The sequence below is a fragment of the Azohydromonas sp. genome (genome assembly GCF_035325925.1).
GTDB lineage: Bacteria > Pseudomonadota > Gammaproteobacteria > Burkholderiales > Burkholderiaceae_C > Calidifontimicrobium.
The window spans coordinates 54,127-71,376 of the sequence record NZ_DAOKZA010000019.1 but is presented as its reverse complement, the minus strand read 5'-3'; the positions used below and the strand labels follow the sequence as shown (position 1 = coordinate 71,376).

At 73.5% G+C, this 17,250-nt stretch carries 18 protein-coding genes; 12 read left to right on the top strand and 6 right to left on the bottom strand.

Going from position 1 to position 17,250, the window contains the following annotated elements; translation table 11 throughout:
- The 9 genes from PKC53_RS09370 to PKC53_RS09330 all read left to right on the top strand — a co-directional run.
- On the top strand, positions 1–447 hold a 447-nt coding region (locus PKC53_RS09370), incomplete at its 5' end, for a hypothetical protein (protein ID WP_324428209.1).
- Between the two features lie 21 nt (positions 448–468).
- A complete protein-coding gene (locus PKC53_RS09365) occupies positions 469–1,947 on the top strand; it encodes a glutamate synthase subunit beta (RefSeq protein WP_324428208.1) in 1,479 nt (492 codons plus the stop codon).
- Between the two features lie 166 nt (positions 1,948–2,113).
- Positions 2,114–2,926 (top strand): ATP-binding cassette domain-containing protein, encoded by an 813-nt coding sequence (locus PKC53_RS09360; protein WP_324428207.1) that lies wholly within the window; start codon positions 2,114–2,116, stop codon positions 2,924–2,926.
- 11 nt (positions 2,927–2,937) lie between these two features.
- A complete protein-coding gene (mlaE, locus tag PKC53_RS09355; protein ID WP_324428211.1) occupies positions 2,938–3,720 on the top strand; it encodes a lipid asymmetry maintenance ABC transporter permease subunit MlaE in 783 nt (260 codons plus the stop codon).
- Between the two features lie 16 nt (positions 3,721–3,736).
- Complete coding sequence (gene mlaD / locus PKC53_RS09350; RefSeq protein ID WP_324428206.1) at positions 3,737–4,228, top strand: outer membrane lipid asymmetry maintenance protein MlaD; 492 nt, start codon at positions 3,737–3,739, stop codon at positions 4,226–4,228.
- Positions 4,225–5,031 (top strand): VacJ family lipoprotein, encoded by an 807-nt coding sequence (locus tag PKC53_RS09345; protein ID WP_324428205.1) that lies wholly within the window; start codon positions 4,225–4,227, stop codon positions 5,029–5,031. The genes mlaD and PKC53_RS09345 overlap by 4 nt, the downstream gene beginning before the upstream one ends.
- A 56-nt stretch (positions 5,032–5,087) precedes the next feature.
- On the top strand, positions 5,088–5,693 hold the full coding sequence (locus PKC53_RS09340) for an ABC transporter substrate-binding protein (RefSeq protein ID WP_324428204.1): 606 nt from the start codon (positions 5,088–5,090) through the stop codon (positions 5,691–5,693).
- Positions 5,694–5,698: 5 nt separating this feature from the next.
- Positions 5,699–6,028 carry an STAS domain-containing protein gene (locus PKC53_RS09335; protein ID WP_324428203.1) on the top strand — a complete coding sequence of 110 codons (330 nt, stop codon included), beginning with the start codon at positions 5,699–5,701 and terminating at the stop codon, positions 6,026–6,028.
- Positions 6,029–6,094: 66 nt separating this feature from the next.
- The gene (locus PKC53_RS09330) at positions 6,095–7,129 is read left to right on the top strand and encodes an NAD(+)/NADH kinase (protein WP_324428202.1); all 1,035 of its coding nucleotides are present in this window, start codon (positions 6,095–6,097) and stop codon (positions 7,127–7,129) included.
- On the opposite strand, the gene PKC53_RS09325 is transcribed toward PKC53_RS09330, so the two are convergent.
- Genes PKC53_RS09325 through PKC53_RS09310 form a run of 4 tightly spaced genes read right to left on the bottom strand, consistent with a single transcriptional unit; the run spans position 7,101 to position 10,175 of the window.
- Entirely contained in the window at positions 7,101–7,850 is a 750-nt protein-coding gene (locus tag PKC53_RS09325) for a ligase (RefSeq protein WP_324428201.1), read from the bottom strand. The genes PKC53_RS09330 and PKC53_RS09325 overlap by 29 nt on opposite strands.
- Positions 7,847–8,098 (bottom strand): lipoyl domain-containing protein, encoded by a 252-nt coding sequence (locus tag PKC53_RS09320; protein ID WP_324428200.1) that lies wholly within the window; start codon positions 8,096–8,098, stop codon positions 7,847–7,849. Before PKC53_RS09320 ends, PKC53_RS09325 begins: the two co-directional genes overlap by 4 nt.
- The gene (locus PKC53_RS09315; protein ID WP_324428199.1) at positions 8,095–9,135 is read right to left on the bottom strand and encodes an alpha-ketoacid dehydrogenase subunit beta; all 1,041 of its coding nucleotides are present in this window, start codon (positions 9,133–9,135) and stop codon (positions 8,095–8,097) included. The genes PKC53_RS09320 and PKC53_RS09315 overlap by 4 nt, the downstream gene beginning before the upstream one ends.
- A 32-nt stretch (positions 9,136–9,167) precedes the next feature.
- Complete coding sequence (locus tag PKC53_RS09310; RefSeq protein WP_324428198.1) at positions 9,168–10,175, bottom strand: thiamine pyrophosphate-dependent dehydrogenase E1 component subunit alpha; 1,008 nt, start codon at positions 10,173–10,175, stop codon at positions 9,168–9,170.
- A 149-nt stretch (positions 10,176–10,324) separates the two neighbouring features.
- Here PKC53_RS09310 and tal point away from each other — a divergent pair, with 149 nt between their 5' ends.
- The 3 genes from tal to PKC53_RS09295 all read left to right on the top strand — a co-directional run bounded on the left by tal (position 10,325) and on the right by PKC53_RS09295 (position 14,865).
- Positions 10,325–11,278: a transaldolase gene (gene tal / locus PKC53_RS09305; protein WP_324428197.1), complete on the top strand. Its 954-nt coding sequence runs from the start codon at positions 10,325–10,327 to the stop codon at positions 11,276–11,278.
- Complete coding sequence (gene pgi / locus PKC53_RS09300) at positions 11,275–12,867, top strand: glucose-6-phosphate isomerase (RefSeq protein WP_324428196.1); 1,593 nt, start codon at positions 11,275–11,277, stop codon at positions 12,865–12,867. The genes tal and pgi overlap by 4 nt, the downstream gene beginning before the upstream one ends.
- Before the next feature lie 174 nt (positions 12,868–13,041).
- Positions 13,042–14,865: a gamma-glutamyltransferase family protein gene (locus tag PKC53_RS09295; protein WP_324428195.1), complete on the top strand. Its 1,824-nt coding sequence runs from the start codon at positions 13,042–13,044 to the stop codon at positions 14,863–14,865.
- A 7-nt stretch (positions 14,866–14,872) separates the two neighbouring features.
- On the opposite strand, the gene PKC53_RS09290 is transcribed toward PKC53_RS09295, so the two are convergent.
- Positions 14,873–15,958, bottom strand: a complete 1,086-nt coding sequence (locus PKC53_RS09290; protein ID WP_324428194.1) for a M14 family metallopeptidase — start codon at positions 15,956–15,958, stop codon at positions 14,873–14,875.
- A gap of 4 nt (positions 15,959–15,962) precedes the next feature.
- Complete coding sequence (locus PKC53_RS09285; protein WP_324428193.1) at positions 15,963–17,171, bottom strand: M20 aminoacylase family protein; 1,209 nt, start codon at positions 17,169–17,171, stop codon at positions 15,963–15,965.
- Positions 17,172–17,250 lie beyond the last annotated feature (79 nt).

The following is a 17,250-nucleotide window of genomic DNA, read 5'->3' as shown; positions in this document are numbered from 1 at the left end:
ACCGGCGACCACGGCTGCGAGTACATGACCGGCGGCACGGTGGCGGTGCTGGGCAGGACCGGGCGCAACTTCGCGGCCGGCATGTCCGGCGGCGTCGCCTACGTCTACGACGAGGACGGCCAGTTCGCGAAGCGCTGCAACACCGCGATGGTCGCGCTCGAGCGCGTCGTCACGGCCGAGGAGCAGCTCGCCGCCGGCGGTGCGCTGCACCGCGGCCAGGCCGACGAGGTGCAGCTGCGCAAGCTCGTCGAGGACCACCACCGATGGACCGGCTCGCTGCGCGCGCGCGAGATCCTCGACCACTGGGCCGCGTCGCGCGCGAAGTTCGTCAAGGTGTTCCCGCACGAGTACAAGCGCGCGCTCACCGAACTCGCCGCGCGCGACGAAGCCGGCGCGACGATCGCCAGGGCGCGCGGCACCGAAGCCCGGCCCGTGCCGGCGAAGTGACGCCGCGACAGGAGAACGACGATGGGCAAGATCACGGGATTCCTGGAATACGAGCGGCTCGAGGAAGGTTACGAGCCGGTGCCGCAGCGGCTGAAGACGTGGAAGGAGTTCGTCATCGGGCTGGCCGAGCCCGACGCGAAGGTGCAGGCGGCGCGCTGCATGGACTGCGGCACGCCGTTCTGCAACCACGGCTGCCCGGTCAACAACGTCATCCCCGACTTCAACGACCTGGTCTACCGCGGCGACTGGCAGCGAGCCGCCGACGTGCTGCACTCGACGAACAACTTCCCCGAGTTCACCGGCCGCGTGTGCCCGGCGCCCTGCGAAGCGGCGTGCACACTCAACGTCAACGACGACCCGGTGGGCATCAAGAGCATCGAGCACGCGATCATCGACCGCGCGTGGGCCGAGGGCTGGGTCGCGCCGCAGCCGCCGAAGGCGAGGACGGGCCGCAAGGTGGCGGTCGTCGGCTCGGGGCCTGCGGGGCTGGCGGCGGCGCAGCAGCTCGCGCGCGCCGGGCACGACGTGACCGTGTTCGAGAAGAACGACCGCGCCGGGGGCCTGCTGCGCTACGGCATCCCCGACTTCAAGATGGAGAAGTCGCACATCGACCGCCGCGTCGAGCAGATGCGCGCCGAGGGCGTGAACTTCCGCACCGGCGTCGTCGTCGGCGCGCTGCCCGACGGCAGTAAGGTCACGAACTGGGCGAAGGAGACGGTGAGCCCCGCGCAGTTGCAAGCCGAGTTCGACGCCGTGCTGCTCGCCGGCGGCGCCGAGCTCAGCCGCGACCTGCCGGTGCCCGGGCGCGAGCTCGACGGCGTGCACTTCGCGATGGAGTTCCTGCCGCAGCAGAACAAGGTCGTCGCCGGCGACAGGGTCAAGGGCCAGATCCGCGCCGACGGCAAGCACGTGATCGTGATCGGCGGCGGCGACACCGGCAGCGACTGCGTTGGCACCAGCAACCGTCACGGCGCGGCCAGCGTGACGCAGTTCGAACTGATGCCGACGCCCCCCGAGCACGAGGACAAGCCGCTGACCTGGCCGTACTGGCCGTACAAGCTGCGCACCTCGTCGAGCCACGAGGAGGGCTGCCAGCGCGAGTTCGCGATCGCGACCAAGGCCTTCGTCGCCGGCACCGGCAAGGACAAGGGCCGCGTCGTCGGCCTGAAGACCGTGCACGTGCAGTGGCAGGGCGGCAAGATGGTCGAGGTGCCCGGCACCGAGAAGGAATGGAAGGCCGACCTGGTGCTGCTGGCGATGGGTTTCGTCGGCCCGGTGGGCTCGGTGCTCGACGCCTTCGGCGTCGAGAAGGACGCCCGCGGCAACGCGAAGGCGAGCACTGACTTCGCCGGAGGCTACGCGACGAGCGTGCCGAAGGTGTTCGCCGCCGGCGACATGCGGCGCGGGCAAAGCCTGGTCGTGTGGGCGATCCGCGAGGGCCGTCAGGCAGCGCGCGCCGTCGACGAATTCCTGATGGGCCACAGCGACCTGCCGCGCTGAGCGCCGCCGCAGCCGCACGGCACCGCCGTCGCCGCGCCGCCGATCCCCCGGGGAAACCCGCGGGGATTCGGGGCGCGTGCGAGAATCCCTTGCGTCCACGGTCCGCGCACGGCGGACCTTGGCATGCACAAGAACAACGCGGCGGCGCCCGGCGCCCACCCAGCGCTTGAAATCCGACACCCTCATCGAGATCGACCATGTGTCGTTCGGCTACGACGCCAGCCGTCTGATCCTGAACGACGTCACGCTGCGCTTCCCGCGCGGCAAGGTCACCGCGATCCTCGGCGGCTCGGGCTGCGGCAAGACCACGCTGCTGCGTCTGATCGGCGGCATCCACGGCGTCAACCGCGGTCGCGTGGTGTTCGACGGCGAGGTCGTCGACGCGCGCGACCGCGGGCAGCTGCGCGCGCTGCGCCGCCGGCTGGGCATGCTGTTCCAGTTCGGCGCGCTGTTCACCGACCTGACGGTGTTCGACAACGTCGCGTTCCCGCTGCGCGAGCACACCGACCTGCCCGACGCGCTGGTGCGCGACATCGTGCTGATGAAGCTCAACGCGGTGGGGCTGCGCGGCGCCGCCGGCCTGCGCATCTCCGAGGTCTCGGGCGGCATGGCGCGGCGCATCGCGCTGGCGCGCGCGATCGCGCTCGACCCCGAGCTGATCATGTACGACGAGCCGTTCGCCGGCCTCGACCTGATCTCGATGGGCGTGGCGGCCAACCTGATCCGCAAGCTCAACGACACCACCGGCGCGACCTCGCTGGTCGTCTCGCACGACGTGTCCGAGTGCTTGGCGATCAGCGACCACGTGGTCCTGATGGCCGCGCCCGGCGGGCGCATCGTCGCGCAGGGCACGCCGAAGCAGCTGATGGACTCGACCGACCCCGAGGTGCGCCAGTTCGTGCGCGGCGAGCCCGACGGCCCGGTCAGATTCCACTACCCGGCGCCGCCGCTGGCCGCCGACCTCGGCCTGGGAGCCTGACCTTGACGACGCTGGGCGACCTGCTGCAGGCGCTGGGCGCGCGCACGCTGCACGTGCTGCGCACCTTCGGCCACGCGGCGTTCTTCTTCGTCGACCTGCTGCGCGCGCTGCCGGCGTCGCTGCGCCGCTTCTGGCTGGTCGTCGTGCAGGTCCACGCGATCGGCAATCTGTCGCTGGTGATCATCCTCGCGTCCGGGCTCGCGGTGGGCTTCGTGCTGGCGCTGCAGATGTACTACGCGCTGGTCACCTACGGCGCGACCGAGTCGCTCGGGCTGATCGTCAACCTGTCGCTGGTGCGCGAGCTCGGCCCGGTGGTCACCGCGCTGCTGTTCGCCGGCCGCGCCGGCACGTCGCTGACCGCGGAGATCGGCCTGATGAAGGCCGGCGAGCAGCTCGCCGCGATGGAGATGATGGCCATCGACCCGCGCGAGCGCGTGCTGGCGCCGCGTTTCCTGGCCGGCGTGATCTCGATGCCGGTGCTGGCGATCCTGTTCTCGGCGATCGGCATCCTCGGCGCATGGCTGGTCGCGGTCGGGCTGATCGGCGTCGACGGCGGCAACTTCTGGTCGATCATGCAGAACAGCGTCGACGTCTGGCGCGACGTCGGCAACGGCGTCGTGAAGAGCTTCGTGTTCGGCATCATCTGCACCGCGGTGGCGCTGTACCAGGGCCACGAGACCGAAGCCACGCCCGAAGGCGTGGCCTACGCGACGACGCGCACGGTGGTGGTCTCGTCGCTGGCGGTGCTGGGCATGGACTTCATCCTCACGGCGATGATGTTCTCGACGCCGTGAGACGCAACGGAAGGCGATGACGATGGGCAGGAAGGGTATCGAGACGATGGTCGGCGGCTTCGTGCTGCTGGGGCTGGTGGGGCTGGCGTTCCTGTCGCTGCAGGCGGCGAACCTGGTGCAGTTCGTCGGCCGCGACGACAGCTACAGCGTGCAGGCGCGCTTCGACAACATCGGCGGGCTCAAGCCGCGTGCGCCGGTGCGCAGCGCCGGCGTCACCGTCGGGCGCATCACCGGCATCGCGCTCGACCCGCAGACCTACGAGGGTGTCGTGACGATGGCCATCGACAGCCGCTACAAGTTCCCGCGCGACTCGTCGGCGAAGATCCTGACGTCCGGGCTGCTCGGCGACCAGTACATCGGCATCGAGCCCGGCGGCGACGACCAGGACCTGCGCGCCGGCGAGCGCATCGTGCAGACGCAGGGGGCGGTGGTGCTCGAGAACCTGATCGGCCAGGTGCTGTTCAACCGCGCCGCCGAGTCCGGCGCCGACGGCGGCGGCAAGCCGTGAACACGCGCCCGTCGGCCGGTCGGCGAAGCGCGGCGACGGCGGCCGTCGCGCTGGCGCTGGCGCTCGGCGGCTGCGCCAGCGTGCCCGCCGGCGCCGACGGCCGGCCGCTCCCGCCGTCGCCGCAGGACCCTTGGGAGCGCTTCAACCGCAGCGTGTACGCGTTCAACGACGCGGTCGACCGCGCGGTGGTCAAGCCGGTGGCCACCGTGTACCGCGACGCCGTGCCGCAGCTGCTGCGCACCTGGGTCGGCAACTTCTTCGGCAACGTCGCCGACGCCTGGTCGAGCGTCAACCACCTGCTGCAGGGCAAGCCCGGCGACGCGCTGCACATGGGCATGCGCGTGGCGACCAACACCGTGTTCGGCCTCGGCGGCGTGCTCGACATCGCCACCGAGGCGCGGCTGGACCGGCGCAGCGAGGACTTCGGCCAGACGCTGGGGCGCTGGGGCGTGCCGGCGGGCCCGTACCTGGTGCTGCCGTTCCTCGGGCCGTCGTCGGTGCGCGAGACCGCGGCGCTGCCGCTGGACCTGCGCGCGTCGGCCGCGCTGGCGTTCGAGCACACCGCCGACCGCGCCGGGCTGACCGTGCTCGACGTGGTGCACCGGCGCAGCACGCTGCTCGACGCCGGGCGCGTGATGGACGACATCGCGCTCGACCGCTACCAGTTCATGCGCGACGCGTACCTGCAGCGCCGGCGCAGCCTGGTGCTCGACGGCCGCGTGCCGGCCGACGGCGAAGAATTCGATTACGAAGATTACGAGGACGACGCAGCCGCACCCGCCCCGCCGCCGGCGTCGAAGTGAACGCGCCGGCGCGCGCCCGGTCCAACGGCACTGCCAACGATGGGAAGGACGACCCGATGACCAAGTTCCTGAGCTCGATCGCGCTGGCCTGGGCGATGCTGCTCGGCGCGGCGCACGCCGCCGGCGCCGACGCGCTGATCCGCCAGCTCTCGGAGGACGTGATCGCCAGCGTCAAGGCCGACGCGGCGATCCAGTCCGGCGACATCGGCCGCATCAACGCGCTGGTCGACACCAAGGTCATGCCGCACGTGAACTTCCAGAAGATGACCGCGTCGGCGGTCGGGCGGCACTGGCGCAGCGCGACGCCCGAGCAGCGCGAGCGGCTGCAGGCCGAGTTCAAGTCGCTGCTGGTGCGCACCTACGCCGGCGCGCTCGCCGAGGTGAAGGACCAGTCGGTGGCGCTGAAGCCGTTCCGCGCCGCGCCGACCGACACCGACGTGGTCGTGCAGACCGAGGTGCGCGGCCGCGGCGACCCGATCCAGCTCGACTACCGGCTCGAGAAGGCGGGCGACACCTGGCGCATCTACGACGTCAACGTGCTCGGCGTGTGGCTGGTGCAGCAGTACCGCACCAGCTTCAACCAGGAGATTGCGCAGGTCGGCATCGACGGGCTGATCGCTCGCCTGGCCGAGCGCAACAAGGCCGCGGCGGCGAAGAGCTGAGCCCGATGGACCTGAGCCTGCCGGCCACGCTGACGCACCGCGAGGCGACCGCGACGCTGAAGTCGCTCGCCGCGGCGATCGCCGACGGCGGCAAGGCCGGGCTGCGCGTCGACGCGTCGGCGCTGCGCCAGTTCGACACCTCGGCGATCGCGGTGCTGCTCGAGTGCCGGCGCCTGGCTCAGCAGGTCGGGCGGCCGCTGCGCATCGACGCGCTGCCGGCGCCGCTGCTCGAACTGGCCGGCCTGTACGGCGCCGACGAGCTGCTCGCCGGCGGTGCCGACGCCGCACCCGCAGCGCCGGTGGACGCCGCGGCGCGCGGCGGTCGCACGGTGTAGTCTCCCGCGCGCCGTGGCCCTCGGCGGACGGCGCACACCGCCGTCGGGGCTACGATCGGTGCACCCATGGCCGAAACCCGCCTGTGCGTCGGTGTCATTGCCAACCCGGCATCGGGCCGCGACCTGCGGCGCGTGCTCGGCTGGGCTTCGGTGTTCCCGAGCGCCGAGAAGGCCAACGTGGTGCTGCGCCTGCTCGGCGCCCTGGGCTCGCTCGGCGTCGACGAGGCCTGGATGCTGCCGGATTCGGCCGGCATCGGCGCACGCGTGCGCGACGCCGCGGCGCTGGCGCGCGCGCAGCGCGGCCAGCCGATGCCCGCGGTGCGGCTGCTCGACCTGCGGCTGCGCGACCGCGCCGAAGACAGCGCCGCCGCCGCGGCGGCGATGGTCGCCCGCGGCGTGCGCGCGATCGCGGTGCTCGGCGGCGACGGCACGCACCGCGCGGTGGCCGCGCGCTGCGGCGAGGTGCCGCTGGCGACGCTGTCGACCGGCACGAACAACGCCTTCCCCGAGTGGCGCGAGGCGACGCTGGTCGGGCTGGCCACCGCGCTGGTGGCCACCGGGCGCGTGCGCGCCGAGATCGGCACGCGCCGCCACAAGCGCCTGCGCGTGAGCGGCGCCGGCGTCGACGAGATCGCGCTCGTCGACGTCGCGCTGACGCGCCAGACCGGCACCGGCGCGCGCGCGGTGAGCGACGGCGACGACCTGACGGACCTGTGGGTCGCGTTCGCCGAGCCGGGCACGATCGGGCTGGCGTCGCTCGCCGGGCTGAGTCACCCGGTGTCGCGCGACGACCCCTGGGGGCTGCACCTGCGCCTGGGCGGCGGCGGTCGTCCGCTGCTCGCTCCGCTGCTGCCCGGCGTCGTGCAGCCGGTGGCCGTCGCGGCGGTGCGTCGGCTGCTGCCCGGCGCGCCGCACGCGCTGGCGGCCATCGCCGGCACGCTGGCGATCGACGGCGAGCGCGAGATCGAGCTCGATGCGCATTGCCCGCTGCGCGTGGCGCTCGAGCTCGACGGACCGCGCACGATCGCGGTCGATGCGACGCTCGCGCACGCGGCGCGCGAGGGACTGCTGTTCAGTCCGCCGGGGCCGGCGGTCCGCTGACCCCGTCGCCGCCGAGCGTGCGCGCCAGCCGCGGCGCCAGCGCATCACGCAGTCGGTCGCGCAGCGCGTCGGCGCTCGCGCCGGCCAGCGCCGCGGCGCCGACGGTGGTGCAGCGCAACCGCTCGGCGTCGGCGTCGTCGCGACGCAGCGCCCGGCACAGCAGCGGCCACGGCGGTGCGTCGAGCAGCACGCCGGCGACCAGCAGCACGCCCGCGCGCCGTCGCACCTGCGCCAACCCGGCGAGCTTGCGCCCGCCGCCGGCGACCACCTCCCACGGCGACAGGCCGCCGAAGCAGGCCCAGTCGGGCGGCGCGCCCGGGGGCTGCCGCTCGCGTACCGCTTCGGGCGACAGCGCCTTCGCGTCGCCGACGCCGACCTCGTGCAGCGCATCGGCGATGACCTCGCCGAGCCAGCGGTAGCTCGCCACCGGCGCGCTGCCGGCCAGCGGGTGCGCCGCCGGCAGCAGCGCCGACAGCCCGATCATCCACGGCCCGACCAGCACCGCGCCGCCACCGGCCGCGCGCACGACGACCTCGAGCGGGGACGCCGCCGTGGCGTCGGCGGCCCAGGCGCGCTGCGAGCGCCCGAGCACCACCGCCGGCTGCGCGTAGGTCCACAGCCGCCATGCCGGCGCGGCCACCGGCTGCGCGAGCGCCGCGTCGTTCCAGCGCTGCTCCGCGGCGGCGTCCGACGCCGCCTGTGCGGCGTCGCCGCCGCTCACCCGGAAGGCTCGATGCGCGCCAGCGCCCGCCCGGCGCCGAAGGTCTGCGAGGCCTCGACGAGGATCGCCGCGACGCGCCCGTCGACCGGCGCCACCACGTCGAGCGTGGCCTTGACCAGCACCACGCGTGCCAGCGGCTGGCCGGCGCGCACCGCGTCGCCTTCGCGCACCAGCCACTGGTCGAGCAGCGCCTCGGTGCCGGCTTCGACGTCCTTCCACGCCGCGGCGTCGAGCAAGACGTCGGTCATGCCGCGACCCCCTGCGGACGGCGCGCCGCCATCAGCTGCGTCGCCGCGGCGACGATCGCGTCGACCTGCGGGATCACGAACTGCTCGAGCGGGCGGCTGTACGGGATCGGCACGTCGGGCACCGCCAGGCGCTTCACCGGCGCCTTCAGCGCGACGCTGTCGAGGTGCTCGGCGACCAGCGCGGCGATCTCGCCGGTCAGCCCGAAGCTCAGGTAGTCCTCGTCGACGACCAGCAGCCGGCCGGTCTTGCGCACCGACGCGAGCACCGCGGCGCGGTCCAGCGGCACCAGCGTGCGCAGGTCGATCACCTCGGCGCTGACGCCCTGGGCGGCCAGCCGCTCGGCGGCGATCTGCGCCTTGTGCACCATCTGGCTGAGCGCGACGATGCTCAGGTCGGCGCCTTCGCGCACCACCTTCGCCTGGCCGAACGGCAGCGCGTAGCTGGCCTCGGGGACCTCGGTGGTGCTGCCTTCGAAGTACGCCATCCACGGCAGACCCATGATGCCCTTGTGGTACATGAACAGCACCGGGTTGTCGTCGCGGATGGCCTGCGTCATCAGCCCCTTGGCGTCGTAGGCGTTCGACGGCACGACGACCTTCAGCCCCGGCACGTGCGCGAAGGTGCCCCACAGGCACTGCGAGTGCTGCGCGGCGTCGTTGTAGCCGCCGCCGGTGGCCGTCATCAGCACCACCGGCAGCCTGACGTTGCCGCCGGACATGTAGGTGTTCTTCGCCAGGTGGTTGTAGATCATGTCCATGCACACGCCGAAGAAGTCGACGAACATCAGTTCGGCGATCGGGCGCATGCCCTCGGCGGCGGCGCCGATCGCCGCGCCGATGAAGCCGGTCTCGGAGATCGGCGTGTCCATGATGCGGTCGCGGCCGAACCTGGCCAGCAGCCCGCCGGTGGCACCGAAGATGCCACCGTACTTGCCGATGTCCTCGCCCATCGCGAAGACCTCGGGGTCGCGTTCCATTTCCTGGCCGATGGCCTCGGCGATCGCGGCGGCCATCGTCAGCTTGCGTGTCTCGCTCATCTCGTGCTCCTCGTGGCTGTCGGTGGCCGCAGTCAGTGGAAGACGTGGCGCAGCGCGTCCTCGGGCCGCGGATACGGGCTCGAGCGCGCGAACGCGTAGGCCTCGGCGATGCGCGCGCTCACGCGTGCGCGCAGCGCCTGGTCGGCCGCGTCGTCGAGCAGGCCCTGGCGGCGCAGGTGCTCGCCGAGCGCGGGAATCGGGTCGTGGCGGCGCAGTTCGTCGACCTCGCCCTTCGGGCGGTAGACCTCGGCGTCGCCCTGGAAGTGGCCCATGTAGCGGTCGGTGTGCACCTCGAGCAACGTCGGGCCCTCGCCGCGGCGCGCGCGCGCGATCGCCGCGCCCGCGGCCTCGTAGACGGCGAGCGCGTCGTTGCGGTCGACCAGCACGCCCGGCATGCCGTAGCCGGCGGCGCGGTCGGACACCCAGCGCACCGAGGTCGACTCGGACTTCTCGACCGAGATGCCGTACTTGTTGTCCTCGCAGACGAACAGCACCGGCAGGCGCCACAGCGCCGCCAGGTTCAGCGCCTCGTGGAACGCGCCCTGGTTGGACGCGCCTTCGCCGAAGAACGCCACCGCGACCCAGTCCTTGCCGCGCTTCTTCGCCGCCAGCGCGGCGCCGCACGCCGGCGGCAGGCTCGCGCCGATGATGCCGCTGCAGCTGAACTTGTGCGCCGGGTCGAACAGGTGCATGTGCCCGCCCTTGCCGTGGCCCAGCCCGGTGTCCTTGCCGAACATCTCGGCGGTCATCGCGTTCAGCGGCACGCCCTTGGCGATCGCGAAGTGGTGCGGGCGGTGCGTGCCGACGACGGTGTCCTCGTCGCGCAGGTGCGCGCACACGCCCACCGCGACCGGCTCCTGCCCGGCGGCGAGGTGCATCTCGCCGGGCACCGGTCCGCTGCCGATGTCGAAGGCCAGGCCCTTCTGGATCGCCGGCGGCAGCTTGCCCTCGAGGTAGACGCGGGCCATCGTCTCCTCGTACTCGCGGATCGCGATCATCGTCTCGTACATCCAGAGCAGACGCTCCCGGGTCGCACTCATCGCAGGTCTCCTGGTTCGGGTCTTCGTGAGCCCGGTCGATGCGCGCCGCGCGCCGACCGGGGGCCCATCGTGCCACCGCGGCGCGCGCCGTACAACCGGCGCCGCACTCGGGTTCTAATGCGCCCTGGGCACGTCGCCGACCGTCCGCCATGAACCAGCTCGACCAGCTCCGGCAGTACACCACCGTCGTCGCCGACACCGGCAACTTCAGGCTGCTCGCGCAGTTCGCGCCGCGCGACGCGACGACCAACCCCTCGCTGATCGTCAAGGCCGTGCAGCACAGCGACTACGCGCCGCTGCTCGACGAGGTCGTCGCGCGCTACCGCGGCAAGCCGCTCGAGGCGGTCGCCGACGCGGTGCTGGTGCGCTTCGGCGTCGAGATCCTGAAGGTCGTGCCCGGGCGCGTCAGCACCGAGGTCGACGCGCGGCTGAGCTTCGACACCGCGGCGACGATCGCGCGCGCGCACCGGCTGGTCGCGCTGTACGAACGCGCCGGCGTCGAGCGCGAGCGCGTGCTCGTGAAGATCGCCGCGACGTGGGAAGGCATCCAGGCGGCCAAGGCGCTCGAACACGAGGGCATCCGCTGCAACCTGACGCTGCTGTTCTCTCTTCCTCAGGCGGTGGCCTGCGCCGACGCCGGCGTGACGCTGATCTCGCCGTTCGTCGGCCGCATCCACGACTGGCACAAGGCCGCCGCGGGCGCGTCCTGGGACGAGGCGGCTCACGCCGGCGACAACGACCCCGGCGTGAAGTCGGTGCGCGAGATCTGGACCTACTACAAGCACTTCGACATCCCCACCGGGGTCATGGCGGCGAGTTTCCGCAACACGGGCCAGATCGCCGCGCTGGCGGGTTGCGACCTGCTGACGATCAGCCCCGAGCTGCTGGCGCAGCTGTGCGCCAGCGACGCGCCGCTGCCGCGCCGGCTCGACGTCGAGGCCGCGCGCCGCGCGCCGCTGCACGCGGTGACCTACAACGAGCCGGCGTGGCGCTGGGCGCTGAACGCCGACGTCATGGCCTGCGACAAGCTGGCCGAGGGCATCCGCCTGTTCGCCGCCGACGCCGAGCGGCTCGACGCGATGATCGAGGCGCGCCGGCCATGACGCGCTGCGACCGCACCGCCGCCTGGACCGCACTGGCCGGCTACTGCGAGGCGCACGGGCGCGACCTCGACCTGCGCGAGGCCTTCGCGCGCGATGCGCAGCGCTTCGAGCGCTTCGCCGTCGACGCGCCCGAGGTGTTCGCCGACCTGTCGAAGAACCGCTGGGACCCGGCGACGCGCCGGCTGCTGATCGAGCTGGCGCGCGAGGTGGGCGTCGCCGCGCGACGCGACGCGATGTTCGCCGGCGAGCCGGTCAACACCACCGAAGGCCGCGCGGTGCTGCACACCGCGCTGCGCGCGCCGCCGGGCGCGGCCACGCCGTTCAACGCCGAGGTGCACGCGGTGCTCGACGCGATGCTCGCGTTCGCCGACGGCGTGCGCGACCCCGAGCGCGGCGTCACCGACGTGGTCAACATCGGCATCGGCGGCAGCGATCTGGGCCCGCAGATGGCGGTGCCGGCGCTCGACGCGTTCGTGCACCCGGACATCCGCTTGCACTTCGTCAGCAACGTCGACGGCCACGACATCGAGCCGGTGCTGCGCACGCTGAACCCGCAGCACACGCTGTTCGTCATCGCCAGCAAGACCTTCACGACGCAGGAGACGATGGCCAACGCGCAGGTCGCGCGCGACTGGTTCCTGTCGCAGCACGGCCAGCACCTGGAGCGCCACTTCGTCGCCACGACGACGAACGTCGAGGCGGCGGCGCGCTTCGGCATCGACACCACGTTCGGCTTCTGGGACTGGGTCGGCGGGCGCTACTCGCTGTGGAGCGCGATCGGGCTGCCGCTGGCGATCGCGATCGGCAGCGTGGCGTTCCGCGAGCTGCTCGCCGGTGCGCACGCGATGGACCGCCACTTCGCCGAAGCGCCGCCCGAGGCGAACCTGCCGCTGCAGCTGGGCCTGCTCGACGTCTGGTACCGGAACTTCCTCGGTTTCGCCAGCCGCTGCGTGGCGCCGTACCACCAGGGCCTCAGGCGCCTGCCGGCGTACCTGCAGCAGCTCGAGATGGAGAGCAACGGCAAGTCGGTCGACCTCGACGGCCGGGCGCTGCCGTACGCGACCAGCCCGGTGGTGTGGGGCGAGCCGGGCACCAACGCGCAGCACGCGTTCTTCCAGATGCTGCACCAGGGCAGCGACGTGGTGCCGGTCGAGTTCGTCGTCGTGAGGACGCCGTCGCACGGCCACGTCGACCTGCACCGCAAGCTGCTGGCCAACGCGCTCGCGCAGTCGCAGGCGCTGATGCTCGGCCGCACCTTCGATCAGGCGATGGCCGAGCGCGCACCCACCGCGTCGGCGGCGCTCGACGCCGCCACCGTCGCGCGTCACCGCAGCTTCCCCGGCAACCGGCCGAGCACGACGCTGCTGCTCGACGCGCTGACGCCCCGCTCGCTGGGCGCGCTGATCGCGCTGTACGAGCACCGCGTGTTCACGAGCGGCGCCGTGTGGGGCATCAACAGCTTCGACCAGTGGGGCGTCGAGCTGGGCAAGGCCTTGTGCAACGACCTGCTGCCGCGGCTGGCCAGCGGCGACGCGACCGGGCTCGACGCGTCGACCGCCGGCCTGCTGGCGCGCCTGCGAGGCGTCTGAGGCGCGGCGCTGGTCGGCGACGCGCGGGCGAGGGTGAGGCGCACAGGCCCGGCCGAGCGATCCGCCGCGGCGCGCGCGCGGCGGCTCGGGTGCGCCGGCGTGCTCGCGCTGGCGGGCCTGCTCGCCGGGTGCGCCACCGCCCCGACCCCGTTCGGTGACGGTTGCGAAGCGCCGGTGGAAGCGGCGCAGGCGATCGACCGCGGCGCGACCGCCGCCGGGTTCGCCCCCGAGCGCGCCAGCGGCTACGCGCCGAAGCCGCTGCGCCGCGCGTCGCGTTTCATCGCGGTGACGGCGAACCCGCACGCCAGCCGCGTCGCCTGCCGCGTGCTGCGCGACGGGGGCTCGGCGGTCGACGCCGCGGTGGCGGCGCAACTGGTGCTCGGGGTCGTCGAGCCGCAGTCGTCGGGGCTCGGCGGCGGCGGCTTCCTGCTGCACTGGGACGCGCGCCGCCGCCGCGTCGACGCCTGGGACGGCCGCGAGACGGCACCCGCGGCCAGTCGCGCCGACGACCTGCGCTGGATCGACGCCGAGCGGCGCGTGCCGCCGCAACCGAGCGCGCGCGACAGCGGGCGATCGGTCGGCGTGCCGGGGCTGGTGCACCTGCTCGACGCCGCGCACCGCGCGCACGGCCGCCGGGCGTGGCCGACGCTGTTCGAGCCGGCGATCGCGTTGGCCGCCGACGGCTTCGCGATCAGCCCGCGGCTGGCGCGCTCGATCGCCGCGTCGCGCGACGCGCTGGCGCGCGACGCCTTGGCGCGCGCCGCCTTCCTGCAGCCCGACGGGAGCCCGCGCCCGGCCGGGCAGCGTCTGGTGCAGCCGGCGCTGGCCCACACGCTGCGCACGCTGGCCGAAGGCGGTGCGCCGGTGTTCTACCGCGGGCCGGTCGCCGACGCGATCGTCGACGCGGTGGCCGACACCCGCGCAGGCACCTCGACGCCCGGGCGCATGACGCCGGCCGACCTCGCCGGCTACCGCAGCGTGCGGCGCGACGCGCTGTGCCGGCCGTACCGCCGCTGGCAGGTGTGCGGCATGCCGCCGCCGTCGTCGGGCGGGCTCGCGGTGGCGCAGGCGCTGGGGGTGCTCGGCACCTTCGACCTGGCGGCGCTGGCGCCCGCAGCGCCGGCCGACGACGGCGGCGCACCCGACCCGCAGGGCGTGCACCTGGTCACCGAGGCGCTGCGGCTGGCCTTCGCCGACCGCAACCGCTACGTCGCCGACACCGACTTCGTCTCGCTGCCCGGCGGCGACGCGTCGGCGCTGCTCGACCCCGACTACCTGCGCCGCCGCGCCACGCTGGTCGACCCGCGGCGCAGCCTGGGCACCGCGGCGCCGGGCGAATTCGCCGACGCGTCGCGCGGCAGCGACACCGCACTGCCGCTCGGCGGCACCACGCACCTGAGCATCGTCGACCGCGACGGCAACGTCGCGGTGCTGACCAGCAGCATCGAGGCGGCGTTCGGCAGCGGCCGCATGACGCGCGCCGGCTTCCTGCTCAACAACCAGCTCACCGACTTCGCCGCCGAGCCGCTCGACGAGCGCGGCCGCCCGGTGGCCAACCGCCTGCAACCCGGCAAGCGGCCGCGCAGTTCGATGTCGCCGACGCTGGTGCTCGAGCCGGGCGCCGACGGCCGGCCCGCCGGCTTCGCGATGGCCACCGGGTCCGCCGGCGGGGCGGCGATCATCGGCGACGCGCTGCGTTCGCTGGTGGCGGTGCTCGACTGGGGGCTCGACGCGCAGCAGGCGGCGTCGCTCGTCTCGTTCGGCGCGTTCAACGGCCCGGCGACCTTCGTCGGCGGCGAACACCCGCGCATCGACCTGCGCGACGGCGGCGCGGCCGACGCGCTGGTTGCCGCGCTGCGTGCACGCGGCCACGACGTGCGGCTGAACGCGCAGATCGGCGGCCTGGCGGTGGTCGTGCGCCGCTGCGACGCGTGGCGCCGCTGCCGGCTCGAAGGCGGCGCCGACCCGCGGCGCGAAGGGATGGCGCTGGGCGAGTGACCCGCGGTCAGCCGCGCAGCCCGCGCACCGCGGCGTGCACCGCGTCGAGCCCCTGCTCGACGATGCGCCGCTTCCACTCGTCGGTGTCGGTGTAGAAGGCGTCGCGGGTGCGCCGCTTGATCGCCCGGCGCGTCGCCTCGTCGGCGACCTCGGGGTGGTTCTCGAGCCACTGGTCGGCGCGCAGCGCGTCGATCACTTCGGCCATCGGCACCGTGCCGTACTCGAGCGCGATGCCGGTGTACTCGGCCTGCGGGCACTCCTCGTACGCGGCCATCCACATCAGCCCGGTCAGCAGCGCCGACGACGAGCTGCCGTCGTAGATCGAGGTCACCTGCGGGCCCCACCAGTCGCGCGCACGCGCCAGCGCCGCGGCGTCGTCGCGGCAGGCGAAGATGCGCTCGCCGTGACCGCTGGGGCCCAGGCCGGTGTGCAGGTCGATCCAGCCCAGGCGGCGGCAGCGGCGCGCGTGTTCCTGCAGCACGTGGCGCAGCGTGGCATGGCTCCAGGTCGGCGCGCGCCCGCCGTAGAACAGCCCTTCGGGGTGGTCGTACTGGCCGCTCGAGACCGCGGCCTGCAGCGCGCGCTCGCCGTGCTCGGCGACGAACGCGGCGATGCCCGCCTGCACCTCGCTCGACGGCGGCCAGGCGGGCGGCACCAGCAGGTGCGCGAGGCGGTCGTAGGCCTGGTTGGCCGGCAGCGGCGCGTGGAAGTCGTGGAAGTTGCGGTTCAGGTCGACGTTCTCCTGCGTCGTGCGCCGCCACCACGAGAAGCCCCAGGGGTTCAGGCCGTGGATGTACAGCAGCGCGACGCCGGCGTCGCGCGCCGCGGCGTGCACGCCCGGGTCGGCCAGCAACGCGCCCTGCACGCCCGAGCCGCAGAAGCCCTCGACACCGTGGCAGGCGCTGCTGACGATGAGCAGCGCCGGCGCGTCGTGCGCGCCGAAGCGCGCGACGTCCATCGCCAGGGCCTCGCCGTCGCGGCCGAGCAGCGGGTGCGCGTGGCTGTGCACGTCGCCGCCGGCGGCGTCGACCGCGGCGAGGAACTTGCCACGCGCCTCGGCGTAGGTCTGCGCGAAGAAGCGCCCGGCGTCCATGCGCTCAGCCGCGCGGCGCGGCCAGCCACTGCTCGGCCAGGCGCACCCACAGCGTGGCGCCGAGCGGGATCAGCTCGTCGTTGAAGTCGTAGTTCGGGTTGTGCAGCGTGCAGGGCCCCAGGCCGTGCACGTGGTCGCTGTAGGCCTCGCGGTGCGCGCCGTCGCCGTTGCCGATGACGAAGTAGGCGCCGGGCTTCTCGAGCAGGAAGTAGCTGAAGTCCTCGGCGCCCATCGTCGGCTCGAACTCGAGCGTGTTCTCGGCGCCGACGACGTCGCGCATCACGCCTCGCACGAAGTCGGCCTCGGCCTTGTGGTTGATCGTCGGCGGGTAGTTGCGGTGGAAGCGGAACTCGCACTGCGCGCCGAACGCCGCGCAGGTGTGCTCGGCGATCTCCTTCATGCGCCGCTCGACCAGGTCGAGCACCTCGAGCGTGAAGGTGCGCACCGTGCCCTGGATCTCGCAGGTGTCGGGCACGACGTTGGTGGCCTCGCCGGTGTGGATCATCGTCACCGAGACCACCGCGGCGTCCGTGGGCTTCTTGTTGCGCGTGACGATGGTCTGGAACGCCTGCACCATCTGGCACGCCACCGGCACCGGGTCGATGCCGTTGTGCGGCAGCGCCGCGTGCGCGCCCTTGCCGGTGATCGTGATGCGGAACTCGTTGCTCGACGCCATCGCCGGGCCATCGCAGATGCCGAACTGCCCGGCGCGCATGCCCGGCCAGTTGTGCATGCCGAACACCGCCTCCATCGGGAAGCGCTCGAACAGCCCGTCCTTGATCATCTCGCGCGCGCCGCCGCCGCCCTCCTCGGCGGGCTGGAAGATCAGGTAGACCGTGCCGTCGAACTGGCGGTGCCGCGCCAGGTGGCGCGCCGCGGCCAGCAGCATCGCGGTGTGGCCGTCGTGGCCGCAGGCGTGCATCTTGCCGGGGTGCCTGCTGGCGTGCGCGAAGGTGTTGTGCTCGGTCATCGGCAGCGCGTCGATGTCGGCGCGCAGGCCCACCGCGCGCGACGAGGTGCCGTTCTTCACGATGCCGACCACGCCGGTGGTGCCCAGCCCGCGCTCGATCGGGATGCCCCAGTCGGTGAGCGCCCGGGCGATCACGTCGGCGGTGCGCCGCTCCTCGAAACACAGCTCGGGGTGGGCGTGGATGTCGCGGCGGATCGCGGTGATCGCCGCGGCGTCGGCGAGGATCGATTCGATGACTTGCATGGCGTTCGGTCTCCTGGGCCGGCGATCTTAGCCGTGGCCGGCGCGGCGATCGACCCCGGCTGCGGCATGGCCCCACGCC

Coding starts and splice junctions, on each gene's coding strand:
- PKC53_RS09365 (WP_324428208.1), top strand. CDS start 469: ATGGGCAAGATCACGGGATTCCTGGAATACGAGCGGCTCGAGGAAGGT.
- mlaD (WP_324428206.1), top strand. CDS start 3,737: ATGACGATGGGCAGGAAGGGTATCGAGACGATGGTCGGCGGCTTCGTG.
- PKC53_RS09340 (WP_324428204.1), top strand. CDS start 5,088: ATGACCAAGTTCCTGAGCTCGATCGCGCTGGCCTGGGCGATGCTGCTC.
- PKC53_RS09335 (WP_324428203.1), top strand. CDS start 5,699: ATGGACCTGAGCCTGCCGGCCACGCTGACGCACCGCGAGGCGACCGCG.
- PKC53_RS09330 (WP_324428202.1), top strand. CDS start 6,095: ATGGCCGAAACCCGCCTGTGCGTCGGTGTCATTGCCAACCCGGCATCG.
- PKC53_RS09320 (WP_324428200.1), bottom strand. CDS start 8,098: ATGACCGACGTCTTGCTCGACGCCGCGGCGTGGAAGGACGTCGAAGCC.
- PKC53_RS09315 (WP_324428199.1), bottom strand. CDS start 9,135: ATGAGCGAGACACGCAAGCTGACGATGGCCGCCGCGATCGCCGAGGCC.
- PKC53_RS09310 (WP_324428198.1), bottom strand. CDS start 10,175: ATGAGTGCGACCCGGGAGCGTCTGCTCTGGATGTACGAGACGATGATC.
- tal (WP_324428197.1), top strand. CDS start 10,325: ATGAACCAGCTCGACCAGCTCCGGCAGTACACCACCGTCGTCGCCGAC.
- pgi (WP_324428196.1), top strand. CDS start 11,275: ATGACGCGCTGCGACCGCACCGCCGCCTGGACCGCACTGGCCGGCTAC.
- PKC53_RS09290 (WP_324428194.1), bottom strand. CDS start 15,958: ATGGACGCCGGGCGCTTCTTCGCGCAGACCTACGCCGAGGCGCGTGGC.
- PKC53_RS09285 (WP_324428193.1), bottom strand. CDS start 17,171: ATGCAAGTCATCGAATCGATCCTCGCCGACGCCGCGGCGATCACCGCG.